Origin of the sequence: Pseudomonas sp. CNPSo 3701 (assembly GCF_028674975.1) — a bacterium.
GTDB lineage: Bacteria > Pseudomonadota > Gammaproteobacteria > Pseudomonadales > Pseudomonadaceae > Aquipseudomonas > Aquipseudomonas straminea.
On sequence record NZ_JAQZSI010000001.1, the window covers coordinates 762,608 to 780,684 of the forward strand.

16 protein-coding genes are annotated in these 18,077 nt (G+C 62.7%); 7 read left to right on the forward strand and 9 right to left on the reverse strand.

Annotation, left to right across the window (positions count from 1 at the left end):
- The first annotated feature begins 123 nt into the window (after positions 1 to 123).
- Entirely contained in the window at positions 124 to 879 is a 756-nt protein-coding gene (locus tag PVA39_RS03475) for a substrate-binding periplasmic protein (protein WP_027903746.1), read from the forward strand.
- A 133-nt stretch (positions 880 to 1,012) separates the two neighbouring features.
- Here the strand turns inward: PVA39_RS03475 and PVA39_RS03480 are convergent, their stop codons facing one another.
- The 3 genes from PVA39_RS03480 to gpmI all read right to left on the reverse strand — a co-directional run bounded on the left by PVA39_RS03480 (position 1,013) and on the right by gpmI (position 5,264).
- Positions 1,013 to 2,326 carry a S41 family peptidase gene (locus tag PVA39_RS03480; protein WP_274122848.1) on the reverse strand — a complete coding sequence of 438 codons (1,314 nt, stop codon included), beginning with the start codon at positions 2,324 to 2,326 and terminating at the stop codon, positions 1,013 to 1,015.
- A gap of 32 nt (positions 2,327 to 2,358) precedes the next feature.
- Entirely contained in the window at positions 2,359 to 3,609 is a 1,251-nt protein-coding gene (locus tag PVA39_RS03485) for a murein hydrolase activator EnvC family protein (protein WP_274122849.1), read from the reverse strand.
- Between the two features lie 119 nt (positions 3,610 to 3,728).
- A complete protein-coding gene (gene gpmI, locus PVA39_RS03490) occupies positions 3,729 to 5,264 on the reverse strand; it encodes a 2,3-bisphosphoglycerate-independent phosphoglycerate mutase (protein WP_274122850.1) in 1,536 nt (511 codons plus the stop codon).
- Between the two features lie 212 nt (positions 5,265 to 5,476).
- On the opposite strand from gpmI, the gene PVA39_RS03495 reads away from it, so the two are divergent.
- From PVA39_RS03495 to secB, 3 genes are read left to right on the forward strand one after another with little or no spacing between them, the layout of a single operon-like run.
- A complete protein-coding gene (locus PVA39_RS03495; protein WP_274122851.1) occupies positions 5,477 to 5,890 on the forward strand; it encodes a rhodanese-like domain-containing protein in 414 nt (137 codons plus the stop codon).
- A 1-nt stretch (position 5,891) separates the two neighbouring features.
- A complete protein-coding gene (gene grxC / locus PVA39_RS03500) occupies positions 5,892 to 6,146 on the forward strand; it encodes a glutaredoxin 3 (RefSeq protein ID WP_093500062.1) in 255 nt (84 codons plus the stop codon).
- A 36-nt stretch (positions 6,147 to 6,182) separates the two neighbouring features.
- Complete coding sequence (secB, locus tag PVA39_RS03505; protein WP_013792982.1) at positions 6,183 to 6,644, forward strand: protein-export chaperone SecB; 462 nt, start codon at positions 6,183 to 6,185, stop codon at positions 6,642 to 6,644.
- A 136-nt stretch (positions 6,645 to 6,780) separates the two neighbouring features.
- Here the strand turns inward: secB and trmL are convergent, their stop codons facing one another.
- Complete coding sequence (gene trmL, locus PVA39_RS03510) at positions 6,781 to 7,242, reverse strand: tRNA (uridine(34)/cytosine(34)/5-carboxymethylaminomethyluridine(34)-2'-O)-methyltransferase TrmL (protein ID WP_147175656.1); 462 nt, start codon at positions 7,240 to 7,242, stop codon at positions 6,781 to 6,783.
- On the opposite strand from trmL, the gene PVA39_RS03515 reads away from it, so the two are divergent.
- On the forward strand, positions 7,241 to 7,681 hold the full coding sequence (locus tag PVA39_RS03515; RefSeq protein WP_093500059.1) for a hypothetical protein: 441 nt from the start codon (positions 7,241 to 7,243) through the stop codon (positions 7,679 to 7,681). The two genes, trmL and PVA39_RS03515, sit on opposite strands and share 2 nt — an antisense overlap.
- A gap of 734 nt (positions 7,682 to 8,415) precedes the next feature.
- Here the strand turns inward: PVA39_RS03515 and ntrC are convergent.
- The 5 genes from ntrC to glnA all read right to left on the reverse strand — a co-directional run bounded on the left by ntrC (position 8,416) and on the right by glnA (position 14,288).
- Entirely contained in the window at positions 8,416 to 9,852 is a 1,437-nt protein-coding gene (gene ntrC, locus PVA39_RS03520) for a nitrogen regulation protein NR(I) (RefSeq protein WP_274122852.1), read from the reverse strand.
- On the reverse strand, positions 9,849 to 10,934 hold the full coding sequence (gene glnL, locus PVA39_RS03525; RefSeq protein ID WP_013792978.1) for a nitrogen regulation protein NR(II): 1,086 nt from the start codon (positions 10,932 to 10,934) through the stop codon (positions 9,849 to 9,851). Before glnL ends, ntrC begins: the two co-directional genes overlap by 4 nt.
- Positions 10,935 to 11,491: 557 nt before the next feature.
- Positions 11,492 to 12,118, reverse strand: coding sequence for a DUF4124 domain-containing protein (locus tag PVA39_RS03530; RefSeq protein ID WP_147175658.1), 627 nt, complete (start codon positions 12,116 to 12,118; stop codon positions 11,492 to 11,494).
- Between the two features lie 5 nt (positions 12,119 to 12,123).
- Positions 12,124 to 12,654, reverse strand: a complete 531-nt coding sequence (locus tag PVA39_RS03535) for a DUF4124 domain-containing protein (protein ID WP_274122853.1) — start codon at positions 12,652 to 12,654, stop codon at positions 12,124 to 12,126.
- A gap of 227 nt (positions 12,655 to 12,881) precedes the next feature.
- Entirely contained in the window at positions 12,882 to 14,288 is a 1,407-nt protein-coding gene (gene glnA, locus PVA39_RS03540; RefSeq protein ID WP_093500051.1) for a glutamate--ammonia ligase, read from the reverse strand.
- Positions 14,289 to 14,618: 330 nt separating this feature from the next.
- Here glnA and thiI point away from each other — a divergent pair, with 330 nt between their 5' ends.
- Entirely contained in the window at positions 14,619 to 16,073 is a 1,455-nt protein-coding gene (thiI, locus tag PVA39_RS03545; RefSeq protein WP_274122854.1) for a tRNA uracil 4-sulfurtransferase ThiI, read from the forward strand.
- Between the two features lie 172 nt (positions 16,074 to 16,245).
- A complete protein-coding gene (gene typA / locus PVA39_RS03550) occupies positions 16,246 to 18,066 on the forward strand; it encodes a translational GTPase TypA (RefSeq protein WP_093500047.1) in 1,821 nt (606 codons plus the stop codon).
- The last annotated feature ends 11 nt before the right edge of the window (positions 18,067 to 18,077 follow it).

Sequence of the window (18,077 nt, forward strand, 5' to 3'; positions counted from 1 at the left end):
GCGATGATTCGGCGTTCATACTGGCGTGCCTTGCGCACGGCAGCCATTGCCAGGACGGTGGTGGTGCGACGTTCGGCAGGAGGCCGCCAAGCATAATCATAACCATGTGGCGGGGAACGACTGATGTTGAGCACTTTGAAGACCATTGCACTGCTCGGGCTGGGTTTCATGGCCTTTACGGCCAGGGCCGAACTGCCCGCCGACTACAAGATGGTGCTGCTGACCGAAAATTTCCCGCCGTTCAACATGGCGGTCGATGACAAGAACTTCGCCCGTGACGACGGCATCGATGGCATCAACGCCGAGATCGTGCGCGAGATGTTCAAACGTGCCGGCATCAAGTACAGCCTGACCCTGCGTTTCCCCTGGGATCGTCTGTACAAGCTGACCCAGGACAAGCCCAACTACGGGCTGTTCTCCACCACCTTCACCCCCGAGCGCCAGCCGCTGTTCAAGTGGGTCGGTCCGCTGGCCAAGACCGGCTGGGTGCTGCTCGCGGCACCTGGCAGCAACCTGACCGTGAAAAGCCTCAAGGATGCCGGGCAGTACACCATCGGCGCGTACAAGAACGATGCGGTGAGCCAGCACCTGGAAAGCCAGGGCCTGGCGCCGGTCAACGCGCTGCGCGATCAGGAAAACGTCAAGAAGCTCACCAGCGGCAAGATCGACCTGTGGGCCACCACCGACCCGGTCGGCCGTTACCTGGCCAAGCAGGAAGGCGTCACCGGGCTCAATACCGTGCTGCGTTTCAACGAGGCGGAGCTGTATCTGGCACTCAACAAGGACACTCCGGACGAGGTGGTACAGCGCCTGCAGAAGGCCCTCGATGAGATGCGCAGCGAAGGCTTCCTCGACGAGATGACCAACAACTACCTGTAACAATGCGGGCAACAAAGCCCGGCACCAAGCTGGGCTTTTGTTTGCCCGCTCCCCGAGAGCGGGCATTTCAATCAGCTAATAAAAAGCCCCGGCGCAGTTGCCTGCGCCGGGGCTTTCTGTTTGCCGCCGAGGATCAGTCGGCGCGAGTGACGTTCAGGCCCTTGAGCAGGTTCAGCGCCTGGCTAAGCTGGTAGTCGTCATCCTGCGGGCGGGCCGGCTTGCCAGGGGCGCTCTGAGTCTGGCGATCGGCGCCGCCGTTGCCGTTGCCCAAGTGGCCCTGCAGATCGGCTTCCTTGAGGCTCGGGTCGTCGCTCTCGCGAGTCAGCTTGGCGCGCGCCACTTCCACGTCCGGGACGATGCCCTGGGCCTGGATCGAGCGGCCATTGGGCGTGAAGTACAGCGCGGTGGTGAGCTTCAGGGCACGGTCATTGTTCAGAGGCAGCACGGTCTGCACCGAGCCCTTACCGAAGCTGTCGGTGCCCATGACGATGCCACGCTTGTGATCCTGCAGGGCGCCAGCGACGATCTCCGAGGCCGAGGCGCTGCCACCATTGATCAGCACCACCAGCGGTACGCCTTCGCTGGCGTCCAGCGGGTCGGCCGAGAAGCGCAGCTCGGAGTTGGGCAGGCGGCCCTTGGTGTAGACGATCAGCCCCTTCTTGAGGAAGTGGTCGGCTACTTCCACGGCCGACTGCAGCACGCCGCCTGGGTTGTTGCGCAGGTCGAGTATCAGGCCGCTGAGCTTCTTGCCGTTTTCCTTGCGCAGCTTGTTCAGTGCCTTGCCGACTTCCTCACCGGTGTTGACCTGGAACTGGGTGACGCGGATGTAGCCGTAGCCCGGATCGATCATTTGGCTGCGCACGCTGGCGACCTTGATCACCGCGCGGGTCAGCTCGACGTCGAACGGCTTGCCGCCTTCACGCACCAGGGTCAGGACGATCTTGCTACCGGCCTTGCCGCGCATCCTCTCCACGGCTTCCATCATCGACTGGCCCTTGGTGGGCTTGCCGTCGATCTTGACGATCAGGTCGCCGGGGTGGATGCCGGCCTTGGAAGCCGGGGTGTCATCGATGGGTGACACCACCTTGATGAAGCCGTCTTCGGTGCCGACTTCGATGCCCAGGCCGCCGAACTCGCCGCTGGTGCTTTCCTGCAACTCGGCGAAGGCTTTCGGGTCGAGGTAGGCCGAATGCGGGTCTAGGTTGCTGAGCATGCCCTTGATGGCGTTCTCCAGCAGTTCCTTGTCGGTGACCGGCTCGACGTAGGCGGCCTTGATGCGGTCCATCACCTCGGCGAAGGTGCGCAGCTCGTCCAGCGGCAGCGGGGCTGCTTTCTGGTCGGCGGCCGGCGGCGGGGTGATCGGAGCCTGGTCGGCATGCAGCACAGGTGCGCCACCGAGCAGGGCAATCGCCAGGGCCAGGGAGGTGAGGCGGGACAGATGCGGCATTCGAACTAACTCCTACGACAATGAGATGGCGCTTATCCTTGCGCCCGACACCATTGGGCCGGATCGCTGGCGCGGCCCTGCTGGCGAATCGCGAAATACAGTGCTGGGGTGTCCTGGCCGCCACTGGTACCGACGGTGGCGATGGGTTCCCCGGCCTTGACGATGTCTCCGGCGTCCTTGAGCAGGCTTTGGTTGTGCCCGTACAGGGTCAGGTAACCATTGCCATGGTCGAGAATGACCAGAAGCCCGGAACCGCGCAACCAGTCTGCAAAAACTACCCGACCACCATGCACGGCGCGTACCTGACTGCCGGCGGCGGCGCCGATCAGCACGCCATCCCACTTAGTCCGAGCGTCTTCGCCCCGCGGGGTTCCATATCTTGCAACAAGTCGGCCATTGACCGGCCACGGCAGCTTGCCCTTGGCGCTGGCGAACGGGCCGCCGTAAGTGGCGCCGGAGCTGACCAGCGGCCCGCTTTCGGTGCGTTTGCCGGTGGTCGATGGTGTGCTGGGCTTCTCGCGAGCGGCGGCCAGTTCGCGTTGGCGCTGGGCCTCGGCTTCACGGGCCTGGCGGGCGAGGGTTTCCTCGATGGTCTTGAGCACACGGCCGAGTTCGGCCTGTTCCTGCTCGCGGGCCTTGAGGCGCTGGTCGCGGGCGCTGAAATCCTTGTTCAGCTTGGCCAGGGCCAGCTGACGTTCCTTGCGTACTTCTGCCAGCTTGGCGCTGCGGCTGTCCAGCTCGCTTTTCTGCGCCTGTAGCTGCTCCTGATGATGGCTGATGTCCTTCTCGACGTTGGCCAACTGGCGCAGCGTTTCGTTGAACGCGGTCAGTTGGGCCATGCGCGCTTCGGCGAGGTAATCGTAGTAGGTCAGGGTGCGGGAGAATTTCTCCGGGTTCTGCTGGTTCAGGAGCAGCTTGATGTATTCCTGACGCCCGCCCTGATAGGCCGCACGGGCCTGGATACCGATCAGTCGTTGCTGTTCAAGGCGCGCGCCCTGGAGTTTTTTTTTCTCCTGATCGAGGCGCTTGAGCTCTTCTTCGCTCTCCTGCAGCTCTTCGCGTAGGCCCTTGACCTGGTTCTCCAGCTCGCCCATTTCGGTTTCGGTGGTCTTGAGCTGCTTCTGCACGCCGGATTTTTCCTGCTGCAGTTGTTCCAGCAGTTTCTTCAGTTCGGCGACATCGGCACGCGCCGCCTCCAGCTGCTTCTGCGTTTCGGCTTTCTGATCGGCGAAAGCCGGTGCCAGCAGGCTGGTCATGAGGATGAAAGTGAGGACACGGAGCATGGTGCAGGCGGTACCTGGCGGGGAACGCGCCTAGTATGCCCTTGGCGCGGGTTAAAAAGAACGCCTTGGCTCGCGATTGCGACCCAAGGCGTGCCACGGTCGACCGATGGCCGATAACGTCAGTTGAGGGTGACGATACTGGTGCCGGTCATTTCCTTGGGAACTGGCAGGCCCATCAGGGTCAGCAGGGTGGGTGCCACGTCGGCCAGCACGCCGCCTTCGCGGATGCTCACGTCACGCTTGCCGACATAGATGAACGGCACCGGCTCACAGGTGTGTGCGGTGTGTGCCTGGCCGGTGCATTCGTCCTGCATCTGCTCGACGTTGCCGTGGTCGGCGGTGATCAGCGCTTCGCCACCGACCTTGTCCAGCGCCTCGACGATGCGACCGACGCAGGTGTCCAGGCATTCAACCGCCGCAACTGCCGCCTCGAACACGCCGGTGTGGCCAACCATGTCGCCGTTGGCATAGTTGACCACGATCACATCGAAGCGCTGGTTCTCGATGGCGTCGACGATCTTGTCGGTCACTTCGGGGGCGTTCATCTGCGGCTGCAGGTCGTAGGTGGTGACGTTCGGCGACGGGATCAGGATGCGTTCTTCACCGGGGAACGGCTCTTCACGACCACCGGAGAAGAAGAAGGTCACGTGGGCGTACTTCTCGGTCTCGGCGATGCGCAGCTGGGTCTTGCCGTTTTTTGCCAGGTACTCGCCGAGCACGTTGGTCAGGGCCTCGGGCTTGAAGGCGCTGGGTGTGTCGATGCTCGCCGCGTACTGGGTGAGCATGATGAAGCCGGCGGTCTGCGGTACACGGGCGCGTTCGAAGGCATCGAAGCCTGGCTCGACGAAGGCGCGGGTCAGCTCGCGGGCGCGGTCGGCGCGGAAGTTCATGAACACTACGGCGTCGCCGTCTTCGACCGGCGCCGGCTCACCGATGCGGGTGGCTTTGACGAACTCGTCGCTCTCGTCGCGAGCATAGGCGGCTTGCAGGCCAGCCACCGCGGTGTCCGCCTGGAACTGGCTCTGGCCATCGACGATCAGGTTGTAGGCCTGGGCCACGCGGTCCCAGCGGTTGTCGCGGTCCATGGCGAAGTAGCGGCCGATCAATGAGGCGATGCGGCCCTTGCCGAGCTTGGCGAAGGTGGCGTCGAGCAGCTCGATGGAACTCTGGGCGCTTTTCGGCGCGGTATCGCGACCGTCGAGAAAGGCGTGCAGGTAGATCTTGTCGGCACCGCGGCGTGCGGCCAGTTCGGCCATTGCCACGAGGTGATCCTGGTGGCTGTGTACGCCGCCGTCGGACAGCAGGCCGAGGATATGCACGGCCTTGCCGGCGCCAACTGCTTTGTCTACAGCACCAGTGATCGCCGGATTCTCGAAGAACTCACCGTCACGGATCGCCTTGGTCACCCGGGTGAAGTCCTGATACACCACGCGGCCCGCGCCGAGGTTCATGTGGCCTACCTCGGAGTTGCCCATCTGCCCGTCCGGCAGGCCGACGTCCATACCGCTGCCGGAGATCAGCCCATGGGGCTGGGTGGCACGCAGGCGGTCGTAGACCGGCGTGTTGGCGGCGAAAATGGCGTTGTGCTCGGGCGTGTCGCTGTGGCCGAAGCCGTCGAGAATGACCAGAACCAGGGGTTTGGGCGCTGCGCTCATACGGGGCTCGCTCTTCTTGGGACGCTATGAAGGCCGGCAGCGAGCCTATGCTCGCCTGCGGCGATCCGGGGGCGGTCGCCCCGGGAGGCGACCCACTGAAATCGGTCAGACATTCTACGGCCCCGGAAAGATCCCGTCACCGCCGTGCGGCCTTTGGTGGACTGACCTTGCTGTGTATACTGGCCGGCATTTTACCGCCCCGGAACCGCGTGATGCTTGCCAACCTCATTGAATTCGCTACCAACCACTTCATCCTCGCTGGCCTGTTCGTCATCATTCTTGCGCTGCTGATCTTCACCGAAATGAGCAAGGGCGGCAAAAGCCTGAGCAGCCGCGAAGTGACAGCGCTGATCAACCGCGACGAAGGCGTGGTGGTCGATATCCGCAGCAAGAAGGATTTCGATACCGGCCACATCGTCGGTGCCCTGAACATCCCTTACGACAAGCTGGCCTCGCGCCTGGCTGAGTTGGAGAAGCACAAGGCCAAGACCATCATCGTCGTCGATGCCCTGGGCCAGCAGGCCGGCACCGCCGCCCGTGAACTGCAGAAATCCGGTTTCACCGCCGCGCGCCTGGGCGGCGGCATCGCCACCTGGCGTGGCGACAACCTGCCTGTGGTGAAGTGACATGGCCCAGGTCGTCATCTACTCCAGCGACTGGTGCCCGTTCTGCATCCGCGCCAAGCAGCTGCTGACCAGTAAAAGCGTGTCGTTCGACGAGATCCGTGTCGACGGCAAACCCGACGTGCGCGCCGAGATGACGCGCAAGGCCGGCCGCACCTCGGTGCCGCAGATATGGATCGGTGAGACCCATGTGGGCGGTTGCGACGATCTGTTTGCCCTGGAGCGGGCCGGCAAGCTCGACGCACTGCTCAACGCCTGATTTCCCTTTAAGTCCTACAGCAGAAGGCTTTGCCCCATGACCGAACAAGCTAACGGCGCCGCCCAAGGCGAACAGACTCCTCAGTTCTCCCTGCAGCGCATCTACGTGCGTGACCTGTCCTTCGAAGCGCCGAAGAGCCCCGAGATCTTCCGCCAGGAGTGGACGCCGAGCGTCTCGATGGACCTCAACACCCGTCAGAAAGCCCTGGAAGGCGACTTCCACGAAGTGGTGCTGACCCTGTCGGTGACCGTGAAGAATGGTGAAGAAACCGCCTTCATCGCCGAAGTGCAGCAGGCCGGCATCTTCCTGATCAAGGGCCTGGACGCCGCTTCCATGAGCCACACCCTCGGTGCGTTCTGCCCGAACATCCTGTTCCCGTATGCCCGCGAGACCCTGGATAGCCTGGTGGTACGCGGCTCGTTCCCGGCGCTGATGCTGGCCCCGGTGAACTTCGACGCCCTGTATGCCCAGGAGCTGCAGCGTCAGCAGGCCAACTGAGTTATCGGTCGCTGCAAAAAACGCCCTTCGGGGCGTTTTTTATTGGCTGAGATTCGTAGCCTGCGGTTGAGCGAAGCGATACCCAGGGATGGTGTTGCGCCTATCGCTGTGATCGACGCCAGTCTCCTAAGCACCGTCAGTCCATGGCGAAGCCGTGCTGGCGCCAGGCTTCGTAGACGGCCACCGCCACGGTGTTGGACAGGTTCAGGCTGCGGCAGCCTTCGCGCATCGGCAGGCGCACGCGTTGCGATTCGGGCAGGGCATCGCGAATCTCGGCCGGCAGGCCGCGGCTCTCCGGGCCGAACAGAAAGGCATCGCCCGGCTGGTAGGCCACTTCGTGGAAAGGCTGCGAGCCCTTGGTGGTGAAGGCGAACACCCGCGGCTGGCCGAGGCTTTCCAGGCAGGCCTCCAGGCTGGCGTGGCGCTTGAGCGGCGCGTATTCGTGATAATCCAGCCCGGCGCGGCGCAGGCGCTTGTCGTCCAGTTCGAAGCCCAGCGGCTCGACCAGGTGCAGGTGGCAGCCGCTATTGGCGCAAAGCCTGATAACGTTGCCGGTGTTGGGCGGAATTTCCGGTTGAAAAAGGATTACATGAAACATGCACGGCTCCAGGCCAGAAGACGGGCGCCATTCTACGCCGGATAAGCCGCCAAGGCCGCGCCCCTGGGTGCGGGTGATCGGCTCGCTGGCGATTTTCGGTTTCCTGGTCGGCCTGATGATCGGCCGGCTGTTCCACCCGGACGCCATGCACCTCAAGGACATCGACGTTCAGGACGACCGCCTGCTGCTGTGGTTCAACGTCGAGCCGCACGTGCAGGTCAGCGACGCTCACGGCACCTTTGCACTGCGTTTCGAAGGGCTGGGCCGCGAGCGCCAGGGCCAGCTGCAGATCGCCGGACGCGCCGCCAACTGGCGCGTGGTGCGTGATGGGCGTGAGCTGGAAGTGCGGGTGGTGGCGGCTCGGCCGCTGCACGCCGAGATGGATACTGAAGAGGTCGAGGGCCGCTGGCGCCTGACGGTTCGTCTGGCGCCGCGTTAGGAAGAAAAGAGGGAGTTCCCGGCCTGCCTGTACCAGGGCTCCCGAAGAAAAGAGGGATTATCTGATCTGCCTGTATCAGAGTCCCCGAAGAAAGAAGGGAGGTCCCGGCCTGCCTGTACCGAGGCTCCCAAAGAAAGAGGGGAATCCCCGGCCTGCCTGTACCAAGGTCCCCGAAACTGGGTTGTCAGTACCATTGCAGGTGGCGTGCCAGTTTTCGTGAATTCGTTGCAGGGCACGTGGGTGCTGGGCTTTAGCGGTAATTGCCAGGTTTTTATCCGCCTGGTGCCGCTTCGCGAATGTTCCGCTCGGGTGCATGAATGCACCTGCCGTGCGCTGATGGCGTGCATTCTTGGGTTGTCAGAGATACGAAGCCTGCCCGCACATAAATGTGGGAGCGCGCCATGCGCGCGAAAGCGATGGTATCGACAACGCAGGTCTTGATGAGCTAGTCCAAGCTTATATCGGCGGCGTCTGCATCGCGGGCATGGACTAGGCGTCCCCGCCCGCTCCCACAAAGCCTAGCCTCACATCACTCATACTCAGCGCGGTAGCTCGGGCCGAGCGCAGCGACACTTGGGGCTTTCTGGTATCGCGTTGCAGTCGGTAGGAAGGTGCGGGCCGCGTAGATGAAACCCATCGGTATTGCGGGACATTCGCGATGTTGCCAAACCGATACCCATAAAAAACGCCGCGCCCTGTTCGAGGCGCGGCGTTCTTGTCTTTGCAGGTACGGCTTAGTTGTCGTCGCTGTCGTCGTCTTCGGAGCCGTCGACGTTCATGCCCAGCTCCTTGATCTTGCGGGTCAGGGTGTTGCGACCCCAGCCCAGTAGCAGGGCGGCGTCACGGCGGCGACCGGCGGTGTGCTTGAGGGCGGTCTCGATCATGATCCGTTCGAAGGCCGGCACGGCGCTATCGAGCAGGTTCGACTGGCCGCGGCCCAGGGCCTGGTCGGCCCACTGGCGCAGCGCCTGCTCCCAGTTGCTGACCGGCGCGTTGTCCTGAGGCTGCACCAGCAGCTCCGGCGGCAGGTCGTCGACATGCACTTCGCGCCCCGAGGCCATCACGGTGATCCACCGGCAGGTGTTCTCCAACTGGCGCACGTTGCCGGGCCACTGCAGCTGCTGCAGGTAATCCTCGGTTTCGCTTTTCAGCAGCTTGGGCTCGACTGCCAGCTCGGTGGCTGCACGGGCGAGGAAGTGGCGGGCGAGAGTGGGGATGTCTTCGCGGCGATCCGACAGCCGGGGGATATGGATGCGGATCACGTTGAGGCGGTGGAACAGGTCTTCGCGAAACTTGCCGGCGGTGACCAGGCTTTCCAGGTTCTGGTGGGTGGCGGCGATGATGCGCACGTCGACCTTGACCGGCGTATGGCCACCCACCCGGTAGAACTCGCCGTCGGCCAGCACGCGCAGCAGGCGGGTCTGGGTGTCGGCCGGCATGTCGCCGATTTCGTCGAGGAACAGGGTGCCGCCGTCGGCCTGCTCGAAGCGCCCGCGACGCTGGTTGGCCGCGCCGGTGAAGGCACCTTTCTCGTGGCCGAACAGCTCGGATTCCATCAGGTCCTTGGGGATTGCCGCCATGTTCAGGGCGATGAACGGCGAGGCGGCGCGCGGGCTGTGACGGTGCAGGGCGTGGGCGACCAGCTCCTTACCCGTACCCGATTCGCCGTTGATCAGCACGGTGATATTGGAGTGGCTCAGGCGGCCGATGGCCCGGAACACCTCCTGCATCGCCGGGGCCTCACCGATGATTTCCGGGGTGCGCGCTTGGGCGGCCGGCACCTGCAGGCCCTGCTGCTCCTTGGCGTGCTGGTTGGCACGCTTGACCAGTGATACCGCCTCGTCGACGTCGAAGGGCTTGGGCAGGTATTCGAAGGCGCCACCCTGGTAGGACGCCACGGCGCTGTCCAGGTCGGAATGGGCGGTCATGATGATCACCGGCAGGCGCGGATGCATTTCGCGGATGCTCGACAGCAGCTCAAGGCCGCTGGAGCCGGGCATGCGGATATCGGAAATGATCACGTCCGGCTGTTGACGCGAGAGGCGGCCCAGCACGCCATCGGCGCTGTCGAAACTCTGGGTGCTCATGCCTTCCTGTTGCAGGGCCTTTTCCAGGACCCAGCGGATGGAGCGGTCGTCGTCAACGATCCATACGGTTTCACTTCGGCTCATGTCGGCGTTGCTCCTTGTTCCAGCGGCAGAAAGATCGAGAACACGGTTTGCCCGGGGTGGCTCTCGCATTCGATCAGGCCTTGATGCTGACTGATGATGTTCTGGGTAATCGCCAGGCCCAGCCCGGTGCCGTCGGCACGCCCGCTGACCATGGGATAGAAGATGGTTTCCTGCAGCTCTGGCGGAATGCCAGGGCCGTTGTCGATGATCTCGATCTTGGTCACCAGGCGGTGGCGGATGTAGCCGATGGTGAACTGCCGCAGGGTGCGCGTGCGCAGGGTGATGCGGCCGGGACGCAGCTCGGGTTTGGCGGCCAGCGCCTGCATGGCGTTACGCACGATGTTGAGCACCGCCTGGATCATCTGCTCGCGGTCGACGATCAGGTCGGGGATGCTCGGGTCGTAATCGCGCACCAGCACCACGCTGCCCTGGCTTTCCGCTTCCACCAGGCTGGCGACGCGCTCGAGCACTTCGTGCACGTTGGTTATCGCCAGCGACGGAAGTTTGTTGGAGCCGAGCATGCGGTCGACCAGGTTACGCAGGCGGTCGGACTCCTCGATGATCACGTTGGTGTAATCCTTGAGGCTCTCTTCGGGCAACTCGCGGGCCAGCAGCTGGGCAGCGCCACGAATGCCGCCCAGGGGGTTCTTGATCTCGTGTGCCAGGCCGCGCACCAATAGCTTGGTGGTTTCCTGCTTGGACAGCTGAGCCTCTTCCTTGGTGATGCGCAGCAGCCGGTCGCGCGGGTGCACTTCGAGCAGCAGCAGGGTTTCACCGCGGCTGAGTACCGGCGTCACGGCGTAGTCGACGGTCAGGCTCTGGCCAGTCTGGGTGGTTAGCACCGCCTCGCGCTTGTTGAACGGGTGGGCTTCGGCCACCGCCTGTCTCAAGGCGCCGAGGGCTTCGCGGGTTTCGGTGAACAGTTCGCTGATGAACTGGCCATGGCTGCGTTGGCCGCTGACCGCCAGAAGCATCTCCGCGGCGGGGTTCATGTATTCCAGGCGCAGGTCGGCGTTGAGCAGCAGCGTCGCTGTGGTCAGATTGTCGAGCAGCAGGCGATGCAGCGAGTCGTTGATGATCATCGCTCTGTGCCCGCCAGCGTGCAGCTTGCCTGGAGCACGGCCGGGTCGTTGTCTGGCAACGTGGCGCAGCGTGGCAAGTCTCGTTGCAGGTGTGGGCCAGCCAAAAGTCGTTCCTCGTGCGGTAGGGCAGAAGGGCCAGCGAGTGAGAGCGAATTGCCCTGGCTCGCGGCAGTGCGGGAGAAAATGCAAGAAGCAAACCAAAGCCCTGCAAAGAAGCGCAGGCAGCAGAAAACTCCCGTAATTAGCCTCTTTTCGGCGCAGTGAGGCTGGTAGGCGTGTGCCAATTTGGGACGAGTATAGAAATCGGTGCGCCAGTGCGCACCTTAATGGTGCGAGCTGAGTGTAAGCAAATATCGTGCGGATAAGCCCGGAGTCTGCTCACAATCTTTTAGGCGAGATGGAAGAGGCTGCTACAAGGCAGAAGCGGACGACAGGCGCGGAGCTTTGTGAGAGAGGCTTTAGCCTCGAGTTCTTTATCAAGGCAGACAAAGAGCTCGGAGCTACAGCGGATCGCCGCCCGCCACTCTGCAGGCACAGCGCTGAAGTCGAGCCGAAAGTTAAAGGAACGGCAGGATGCCGATGATGCCTTTGTCCTCTTCCTTGGGCTTGTCCTCGATCGGGCACTCGGGGCGCACGCCGTAATCGTCCTTTTCGCAGGGGCGAACCTTGCGCTTCTGGGCCAGGGACACGCGCTTCATGTGAAAGGGCTGGCTTGGCGTGCGTTCGACGATGATGCCGCCTTCGGTGATGATCTCCACGGCAATCTGGTGGGTGCCGCGGTCGATATTCTGCAAGGGGAACACCGGGCTGCGCCCGGCTTCGCCGTAGGGCTGGCCATCGAGCAGCAGGCGATAGCGGTGGCCCGGGTACAGGGCTGGCTCGGCATTGGCGGTGACGATCAGGTTGCCGGCGTTGTCGTTGATGGTCGCGTCAGGCTGCGGGATGGTGATGCGCAGCAGCTCGTAGCTGAGGATCGGTCCGGCGGGGGCGGCAGGAGCGGGAGGGGGTGACAGGCGCCGGGTTGGCTGCTCGATGCGGTTGGACGGCGCCATCTGCACCTGTTTGGCGTTGCCATCGCGCGGGCTGTCGGTGAACACCCGGTTACCCTCGGCATCCACGTAGGTGTAGACCTGGGCGAAGCTCGGCAGGGCGACAAGCAACAGGGCGAAAAGCAGCGCGCGCATGGCCTTCAGTTACCCCGACCCGGGCTGTTGGTGCTGACCCGCTGCACCGTGAAGGTGCGCGTCTCGCTCTGCTGAACGATCCGCTCGCCCTGCATCACCGCCACGGCAATGCTGTGCTCGCCGCGGTCCACTTCAGTCAGTTGCAGGCGCGGCACGTTGCTTGGCTGGCCATAAGGTTTGCCGTCGAGCAGCAGGCGCAGGCTATGGCCGGGACCCAGGCGCGGCTCGATGGTCACACCCACGGAAAAGGTGCCGTTGTTGGCGCGCAGCGCTTCCTCGCTGGGCAGGTCGCGCAGTTCGAGAATCTGGTAGGGATTTTGCGGCAGTTCGCTCAGGCGCGGTTCGCTGCTGTCGTTAGCAGGCGCCGCCGCCGGGGTGCTGGTGTTGATCGGCTTGAGCTCGACGCTCTCGGCCTTGGTGCCTTCCGGCGGCTGGTTGGTGAACACCGTGTTGCCGTTGGCGTCGGTGTACTTGTAGATCTGCGCGCTGACCGGCAGGGCCAGGATCAGCAGCAGGCAAGTGAGCGTGCGGCGCATCGGGCCGTTCTCCTGTCGGGTGATTGAGATAGCCTTGCACCGCCATCGCGTGCTGGCAAGCGCGCGGCTCCAAGGATTTGCACTGGCGCCGAAAAATAGCCGGGCATAAAAAATGACTGGGGCCATTTGCACTCTCGCCTGCCACGTTTCGCAGGTGGCGGGCATAAAAAAACCTCCCCGGCAGAACCGGGGAGGTTTTCGTTACGCCGCCAGGCAGCGTGGCCGGCTTAGACGCTGTAGTACAGGTCGTATTCCAGCGGGTGTACGAAGGTGCGTACCTTGATTTCTTCTTCCGATTTCAGCTCGATGTAAGCATCGATGAAGTCGTCGGAGAAAACGCCGCCCTTGGTCAGGAACGCGCGGCCCTTGTCCAGCTCTTCCAAGGCTTCTTTCAGGCTGCCGCAAACCTGCGGGATCAGCTTGCCTTCTTCCGGCGGCAGGTCGTACAGGTTCTTGTCCGCTGCGTCGCCAGGGTGGATCTTGTTCTGGATACCGTCGATACCGGCCATCAGCAATGCAGCGAAGGCCAGGTACGGGTTGGCAGCCGGATCCGGGAAGCGCGCTTCGATACGGCGGGCTTTCGGGCTCGACACGTACGGGATACGGATCGAAGCGGAACGGTTGCGAGCCGAGTAGGCCAGCATGACCGGCGCTTCGAAGCCCGGAACCAGGCGCTTGTAGGAGTTGGTCGACGGGTTGGTGAAGCCGTTCAGGGCCTTACCGTGCTTGATGATGCCGCCGATGAAGTACAGAGCGGTCTCGGACAGACCGGCATAGCCTTCGCCTGCGAAGGTGTTCTTGCCGTCTTTGGAGATCGACATGTGGACGTGCATACCCGAACCGTTGTCGCCGTACAGGGGCTTGGGCATGAAGGTCGCGGTTTTGCCGTAGGCATCGGCCACGTTGTGTACGCAGTACTTCAGGGTCTGAACTTCGTCAGCCTTGGCGACCAGGGTGTTGAACTTCACGCCGATTTCGTTCTGGCCGGCGGTGGCCACTTCGTGGTGGTGCACTTCGACGACCAGGCCCATTTCTTCCATGGCATTACACATGGCAGTACGGATTTCGTGGTCGTGGTCGCACGGCGGAACCGGGAAGTAACCGCCTTTGACGGCTGGACGGTGGCCTTTGTTGCCGCCTTCCACGTCCTGGTCGGTCATCCAGGAGCCTTGCTCGGAGTAGATCTTGAACATCGAGCCGGAGATGTCGGACTTGAACTTCACTTCGTCGAAGATGAAGAACTCTGGCTCCGGGCCCACGAATACGGTGTCGCCCAGGCCGGTGCCTTTGAGGAATTCTTCGGCGCGCTTGGCGATGGAGCGTGGATCGCGGTCGTAGCCTTGCATGGTGCTCGGCTCGATGATGTCGCAGACCAGGATCAGGGTCGGCTCTTCGGTGAACGGATCCAGTACGGCGGTATCGTCAACCGGCATCAGGATCATGTCGGAGGCTTCGATGCCTTTCCAGCCGTGGATGGAGGAGCCGTCGAACATCTTGCCGTGTTCGAAGAAGTCTTCGTCCAGGGCGTCACGGGCCGGCATGGTCACGTGGTGCTGCTTACCTTTGGTATCGGTGAAGCGCAGGTCTACCCACTTCACGTCGTGTTCTTTGATCAGTTGAACAGCCTTAGACATGTTGTCCTCCAGGTGGATAGGGTCGTTCGTTGACCCTTCTTTGAGTTCGTGACGCCGGGCCCGATAGTCGGCCAGGACACCCTGCCTCACAAGGGAGCAATATGCATGCCAGTGCCCCGTGATGGACGCATGCCCCGAAACACAGCGCTGTAGCAGCTAGTGGCGCTACAAAACGAACCACTTAAGCACTTAAATGGTGCAATTTATTGGCATTGTGTTCGATCTTGGTGCGGTGTCAGATTGTTTGCGGATTTTTGATCAAAGGTTGAGCAATTTCCTTTATAATCCGCGCCCCTGTTTTTCAGGCCCTGGCCCCCGACATTTGCTCCCATGAAACTGATCGTCAAAGTCTTCCCGGAAATCACCATCAAGAGCCCGCCGGTTCGCAAGAACTTCATTCGGCAGCTGGCCAAGAACATCCGCGTGGTGTTGCGTGATCTCGACCCGCAGCTGCAGGTCACCGGTGTCTGGGACAATCTGGAAGTGAAAACCGAGGTGGCCGAGCCCAAGGTCCAGCAGGAGATCGTCGAGCGCCTGAGCTGCGTGCCAGGCATCGTGCACTTCCTGCAGATCGACGAATACCCGCTGGGCGACTTCGATGACATCGTCGCCAAGTGCAAGCTTCATTACGGCGAGCAACTGGCCGGCAAGATCTTCTCGGTGCGCTGCAAGCGCGGTGGCCGCCATTCGTTCTCCTCTATAGATGTGGAGCGCTACGTCGGCAGCCAGCTGCGCCAGCAGTGCGGCGCTGTCGGTATCGACCTGAAGAAACCCGAGGTCGAAGTACGCATCGAGATCCGCAACGAGCGCCTGTACGTCATTCATCACCAGCACCCGGGCCTGGGTGGCTACCCTCTGGGCTCGCTGGAGCAGACCCTGGTGCTGATGAGCGGCGGCTTCGACTCCACTGTGGCGGCCTACCAGATCATGCGCCGCGGCCTGATGAGCCACTTCTGCTTCTTCAACTTAGGCGGCCGTGCCCACGAGCTGGGCGTGATGGAGGTCGCTCACTACCTGTGGAAGAAGTACGGCAGCAGCCAGCGCGTGCTGTTCATTAGCGTGCCGTTCGAGGAAGTGCTCGGCGAGATTCTCGGCAAGGTCGACAACAGCTACATGGGCGTCACCCTCAAACGCATGATGCTGCGCGCCGCCAGCCGCCTGGCCGAGCGTCTGCAGATCGATGCCCTGGTGACCGGCGAGGCGATCAGCCAGGTGTCCAGCCAGACGCTACCGAATCTCTCAGTGATCGACTCGGTCACCGACAAGCTGGTGCTGCGCCCGCTGATCACCAGCCACAAGCAGGACATCATCGACACCGCCGAGACCATCGGTACCGCCGAGTTCGCCCGTCACATGCCCGAGTATTGCGGCGTGATTTCGGTGAACCCGACCACCAAGGCCAAGCCCCATCGCGTCGTCCATGAAGAAGAACAGTTCGACATGGCGGTGCTCGAGCGCGCCCTCGAGCGTGCGCGCCTGATCGCCATCGATCGGGTGATCGAGGAGCTGAGCCAGGACGTGCAGGTCGAGGAAGTCGCCGAGGCGCTGCCCGGCCACGTGGTGATCGACATTCGCCACCCCGACCAGGCCGAAGACGAGCCGCTGGAAATCGAGGGCGTGGAAGTCCAGGCGTTGCCGTTCTACGCCATCAACAACCGTTTCAAGGAGCTGGACGAGAATCGCCAGTACCTCCTTTATTGCGACAGGGGCGTCATGAGCCGCCTGCATGCCCATCACCTGCTGAGCGAGGGGCATGCCAATGTGCGCGTTTATCGTCCGGCATAAGACGCCCGGGCTCAATGGCGGCAGCATCCGCCATCGCCCTCCCGACCCGATTGGTGGCGAGTTTGCCGCCACACAGCCTTAACAGACTGCCTTTACCCTTAATCCCGATTTTTCGCGTTGGGCCCTTGAAGCAACTGCCGGGTAGCCCGACCCAACCTACGAGACCACTACTGTGATCGAGAATCTACGCAACATCGCCATCATCGCCCACGTTGACCATGGCAAGACCACCCTGGTCGACGCCCTGCTGCGTCAGTCCGGTACCCTGGAGCGCAGCGAGCTCAACGACGAGCGCGTGATGGACAGCAACGATCAGGAAAAAGAGCGCGGCATCACCATTCTGGCCAAGAACACCGCCATCAAGTGGAACGACTACCGCATCAACATCGTCGACACCCCCGGCCACGCCGACTTCGGCGGTGAAGTAGAGCGCGTGATGTCGATGGTCGACTCCGTACTGCTGGTCGTTGACGCCCAGGACGGCCCGATGCCGCAAACCCGCTTCGTGACCAAGAAGGCCTTCGAAGCCGGTCTGCGTCCGATCGTGGTGATCAACAAGATCGACCGTCCGGGCGCGCGCCCTGACTGGGTCATGGACCAGATCTTCGACCTGTTCGACAACCTCGGCGCCACCGAAGAGCAGCTGGATTTCCAGGTCGTCTACGCCAGCGCCCTGAACGGCATCGCCGGTCTGGACCACACCGACATGGCCGAAGACCTGACCCCGCTGTACCAGGCCATCGTCGACCACGTCCCGGCGCCGAACGTCGACATCGACGGCCCGTTCCAGATGCAGATCTCCGCACTGGACTACAACAGCTTCCTGGGCATCATCGGTGTTGGCCGTATCGCCCGTGGTCGCGTCAAGCCGAACACCCCGGTCACTGCCATCGACACCGAAGGCAAGAAGCGTAACGGCCGTATCCTCAAGCTGATGGGCCACCACGGTCTGCACCGCGTGGACGTCGAAGAAGCCACTGCCGGCGACATCGTCTGCGTCAGCGGCATGGACGAGCTGTTCATCTCCGACACCCTGTGCGACCAGAACAACGTCGAGGCCATGAAGCCGCTGACCGTCGACGAGCCGACCGTTTCCATGACCTTCCAGGTCAACGATTCGCCGTTCTGCGGCAAGGAAGGCAAGTTCGTCACCAGCCGCAACATCAAGGAGCGTCTGGACAAGGAACTGCTGTACAACGTGGCCCTGCGCGTCGAGGAAGGCGACTCGGCCGACAAGTTCAAGGTCTCCGGCCGCGGTGAGCTGCACCTGTCGGTACTGATCGAGAACATGCGTCGCGAAGGCTTCGAGATGGGCGTTGGCCGTCCGGAAGTGATCATCCGTGAAGTCGACGGCGCCAAGCACGAGCCGTATGAAAACGTCACCATCGACATCCCGGAAGAATCTCAGGGCAAGGTCATGGAAGAAATGGGTCTGCGTAAAGGCGACCTGAGCAACATGGTGCCGGACGGCAAAGGTCGCGTACGCCTGGAATACAACATCCCGGCTCGTGGTCTGATCGGCTTCCGTAACGCCTTCCTGACCCTGACCAACGGTGCGGGCATCCTGACCTCGATCTTCGACCGTTACGACGTGATGAAGTCGGGCCACATGTCCGGCCGCCAGAACGGCGTACTGGTGTCGATCGATACCGGCAAGGCGCTGACCTACTCCCTGGAAACCCTGCAGGCGCGCGGTAAGCTGTTCGTCGAGCACGGCCAGGAAGTCTACAACGGTCAGATCATCGGCCTGAACAGCCGCGACAACGACCTGGGCGTCAACCCAACCAAGGGCAAGAAGCTCGACAACATGCGCGCCTCGGGCAAGGACGAAACCATCGCCCTGGTTCCGCCGGTTCGCTTCACCCTGGAGCAGGCTCTGGAATTCATCCAGGACGACGAGCTGTGCGAAGTGACGCCGAAGTCGATCCGTCTGCGCAAGAAGATCCTCGACGAAGGCGAGCGCACCCGCGCTGCCAAGAAAGCCAAGAACTGATCTCGTTCTAG

Excerpts from the sequence above, each read along its gene's own strand:
- PVA39_RS03475 (WP_027903746.1), top strand. The coding sequence starts at position 124 with ATGTTGAGCACTTTGAAGACCATTGCACTGCTCGGGCTGGGTTTCATG.
- PVA39_RS03480 (WP_274122848.1), bottom strand. The coding sequence starts at position 2,326 with ATGCCGCATCTGTCCCGCCTCACCTCCCTGGCCCTGGCGATTGCCCTG.
- PVA39_RS03485 (WP_274122849.1), bottom strand. The coding sequence starts at position 3,609 with ATGCTCCGTGTCCTCACTTTCATCCTCATGACCAGCCTGCTGGCACCG.
- gpmI (WP_274122850.1), bottom strand. The coding sequence starts at position 5,264 with ATGAGCGCAGCGCCCAAACCCCTGGTTCTGGTCATTCTCGACGGCTTC.
- PVA39_RS03495 (WP_274122851.1), top strand. The coding sequence starts at position 5,477 with ATGCTTGCCAACCTCATTGAATTCGCTACCAACCACTTCATCCTCGCT.
- grxC (WP_093500062.1), top strand. The coding sequence starts at position 5,892 with ATGGCCCAGGTCGTCATCTACTCCAGCGACTGGTGCCCGTTCTGCATC.
- secB (WP_013792982.1), top strand. The coding sequence starts at position 6,183 with ATGACCGAACAAGCTAACGGCGCCGCCCAAGGCGAACAGACTCCTCAG.
- PVA39_RS03515 (WP_093500059.1), top strand. The coding sequence starts at position 7,241 with ATGCACGGCTCCAGGCCAGAAGACGGGCGCCATTCTACGCCGGATAAG.
- trmL (WP_147175656.1), bottom strand. The coding sequence starts at position 7,242 with ATGTTTCATGTAATCCTTTTTCAACCGGAAATTCCGCCCAACACCGGC.
- ntrC (WP_274122852.1), bottom strand. The coding sequence starts at position 9,852 with ATGAGCCGAAGTGAAACCGTATGGATCGTTGACGACGACCGCTCCATC.
- glnL (WP_013792978.1), bottom strand. The coding sequence starts at position 10,934 with ATGATCATCAACGACTCGCTGCATCGCCTGCTGCTCGACAATCTGACC.
- PVA39_RS03530 (WP_147175658.1), bottom strand. The coding sequence starts at position 12,118 with ATGCGCGCGCTGCTTTTCGCCCTGTTGCTTGTCGCCCTGCCGAGCTTC.
- PVA39_RS03535 (WP_274122853.1), bottom strand. The coding sequence starts at position 12,654 with ATGCGCCGCACGCTCACTTGCCTGCTGCTGATCCTGGCCCTGCCGGTC.
- glnA (WP_093500051.1), bottom strand. The coding sequence starts at position 14,288 with ATGTCTAAGGCTGTTCAACTGATCAAAGAACACGACGTGAAGTGGGTA.
- thiI (WP_274122854.1), top strand. The coding sequence starts at position 14,619 with ATGAAACTGATCGTCAAAGTCTTCCCGGAAATCACCATCAAGAGCCCG.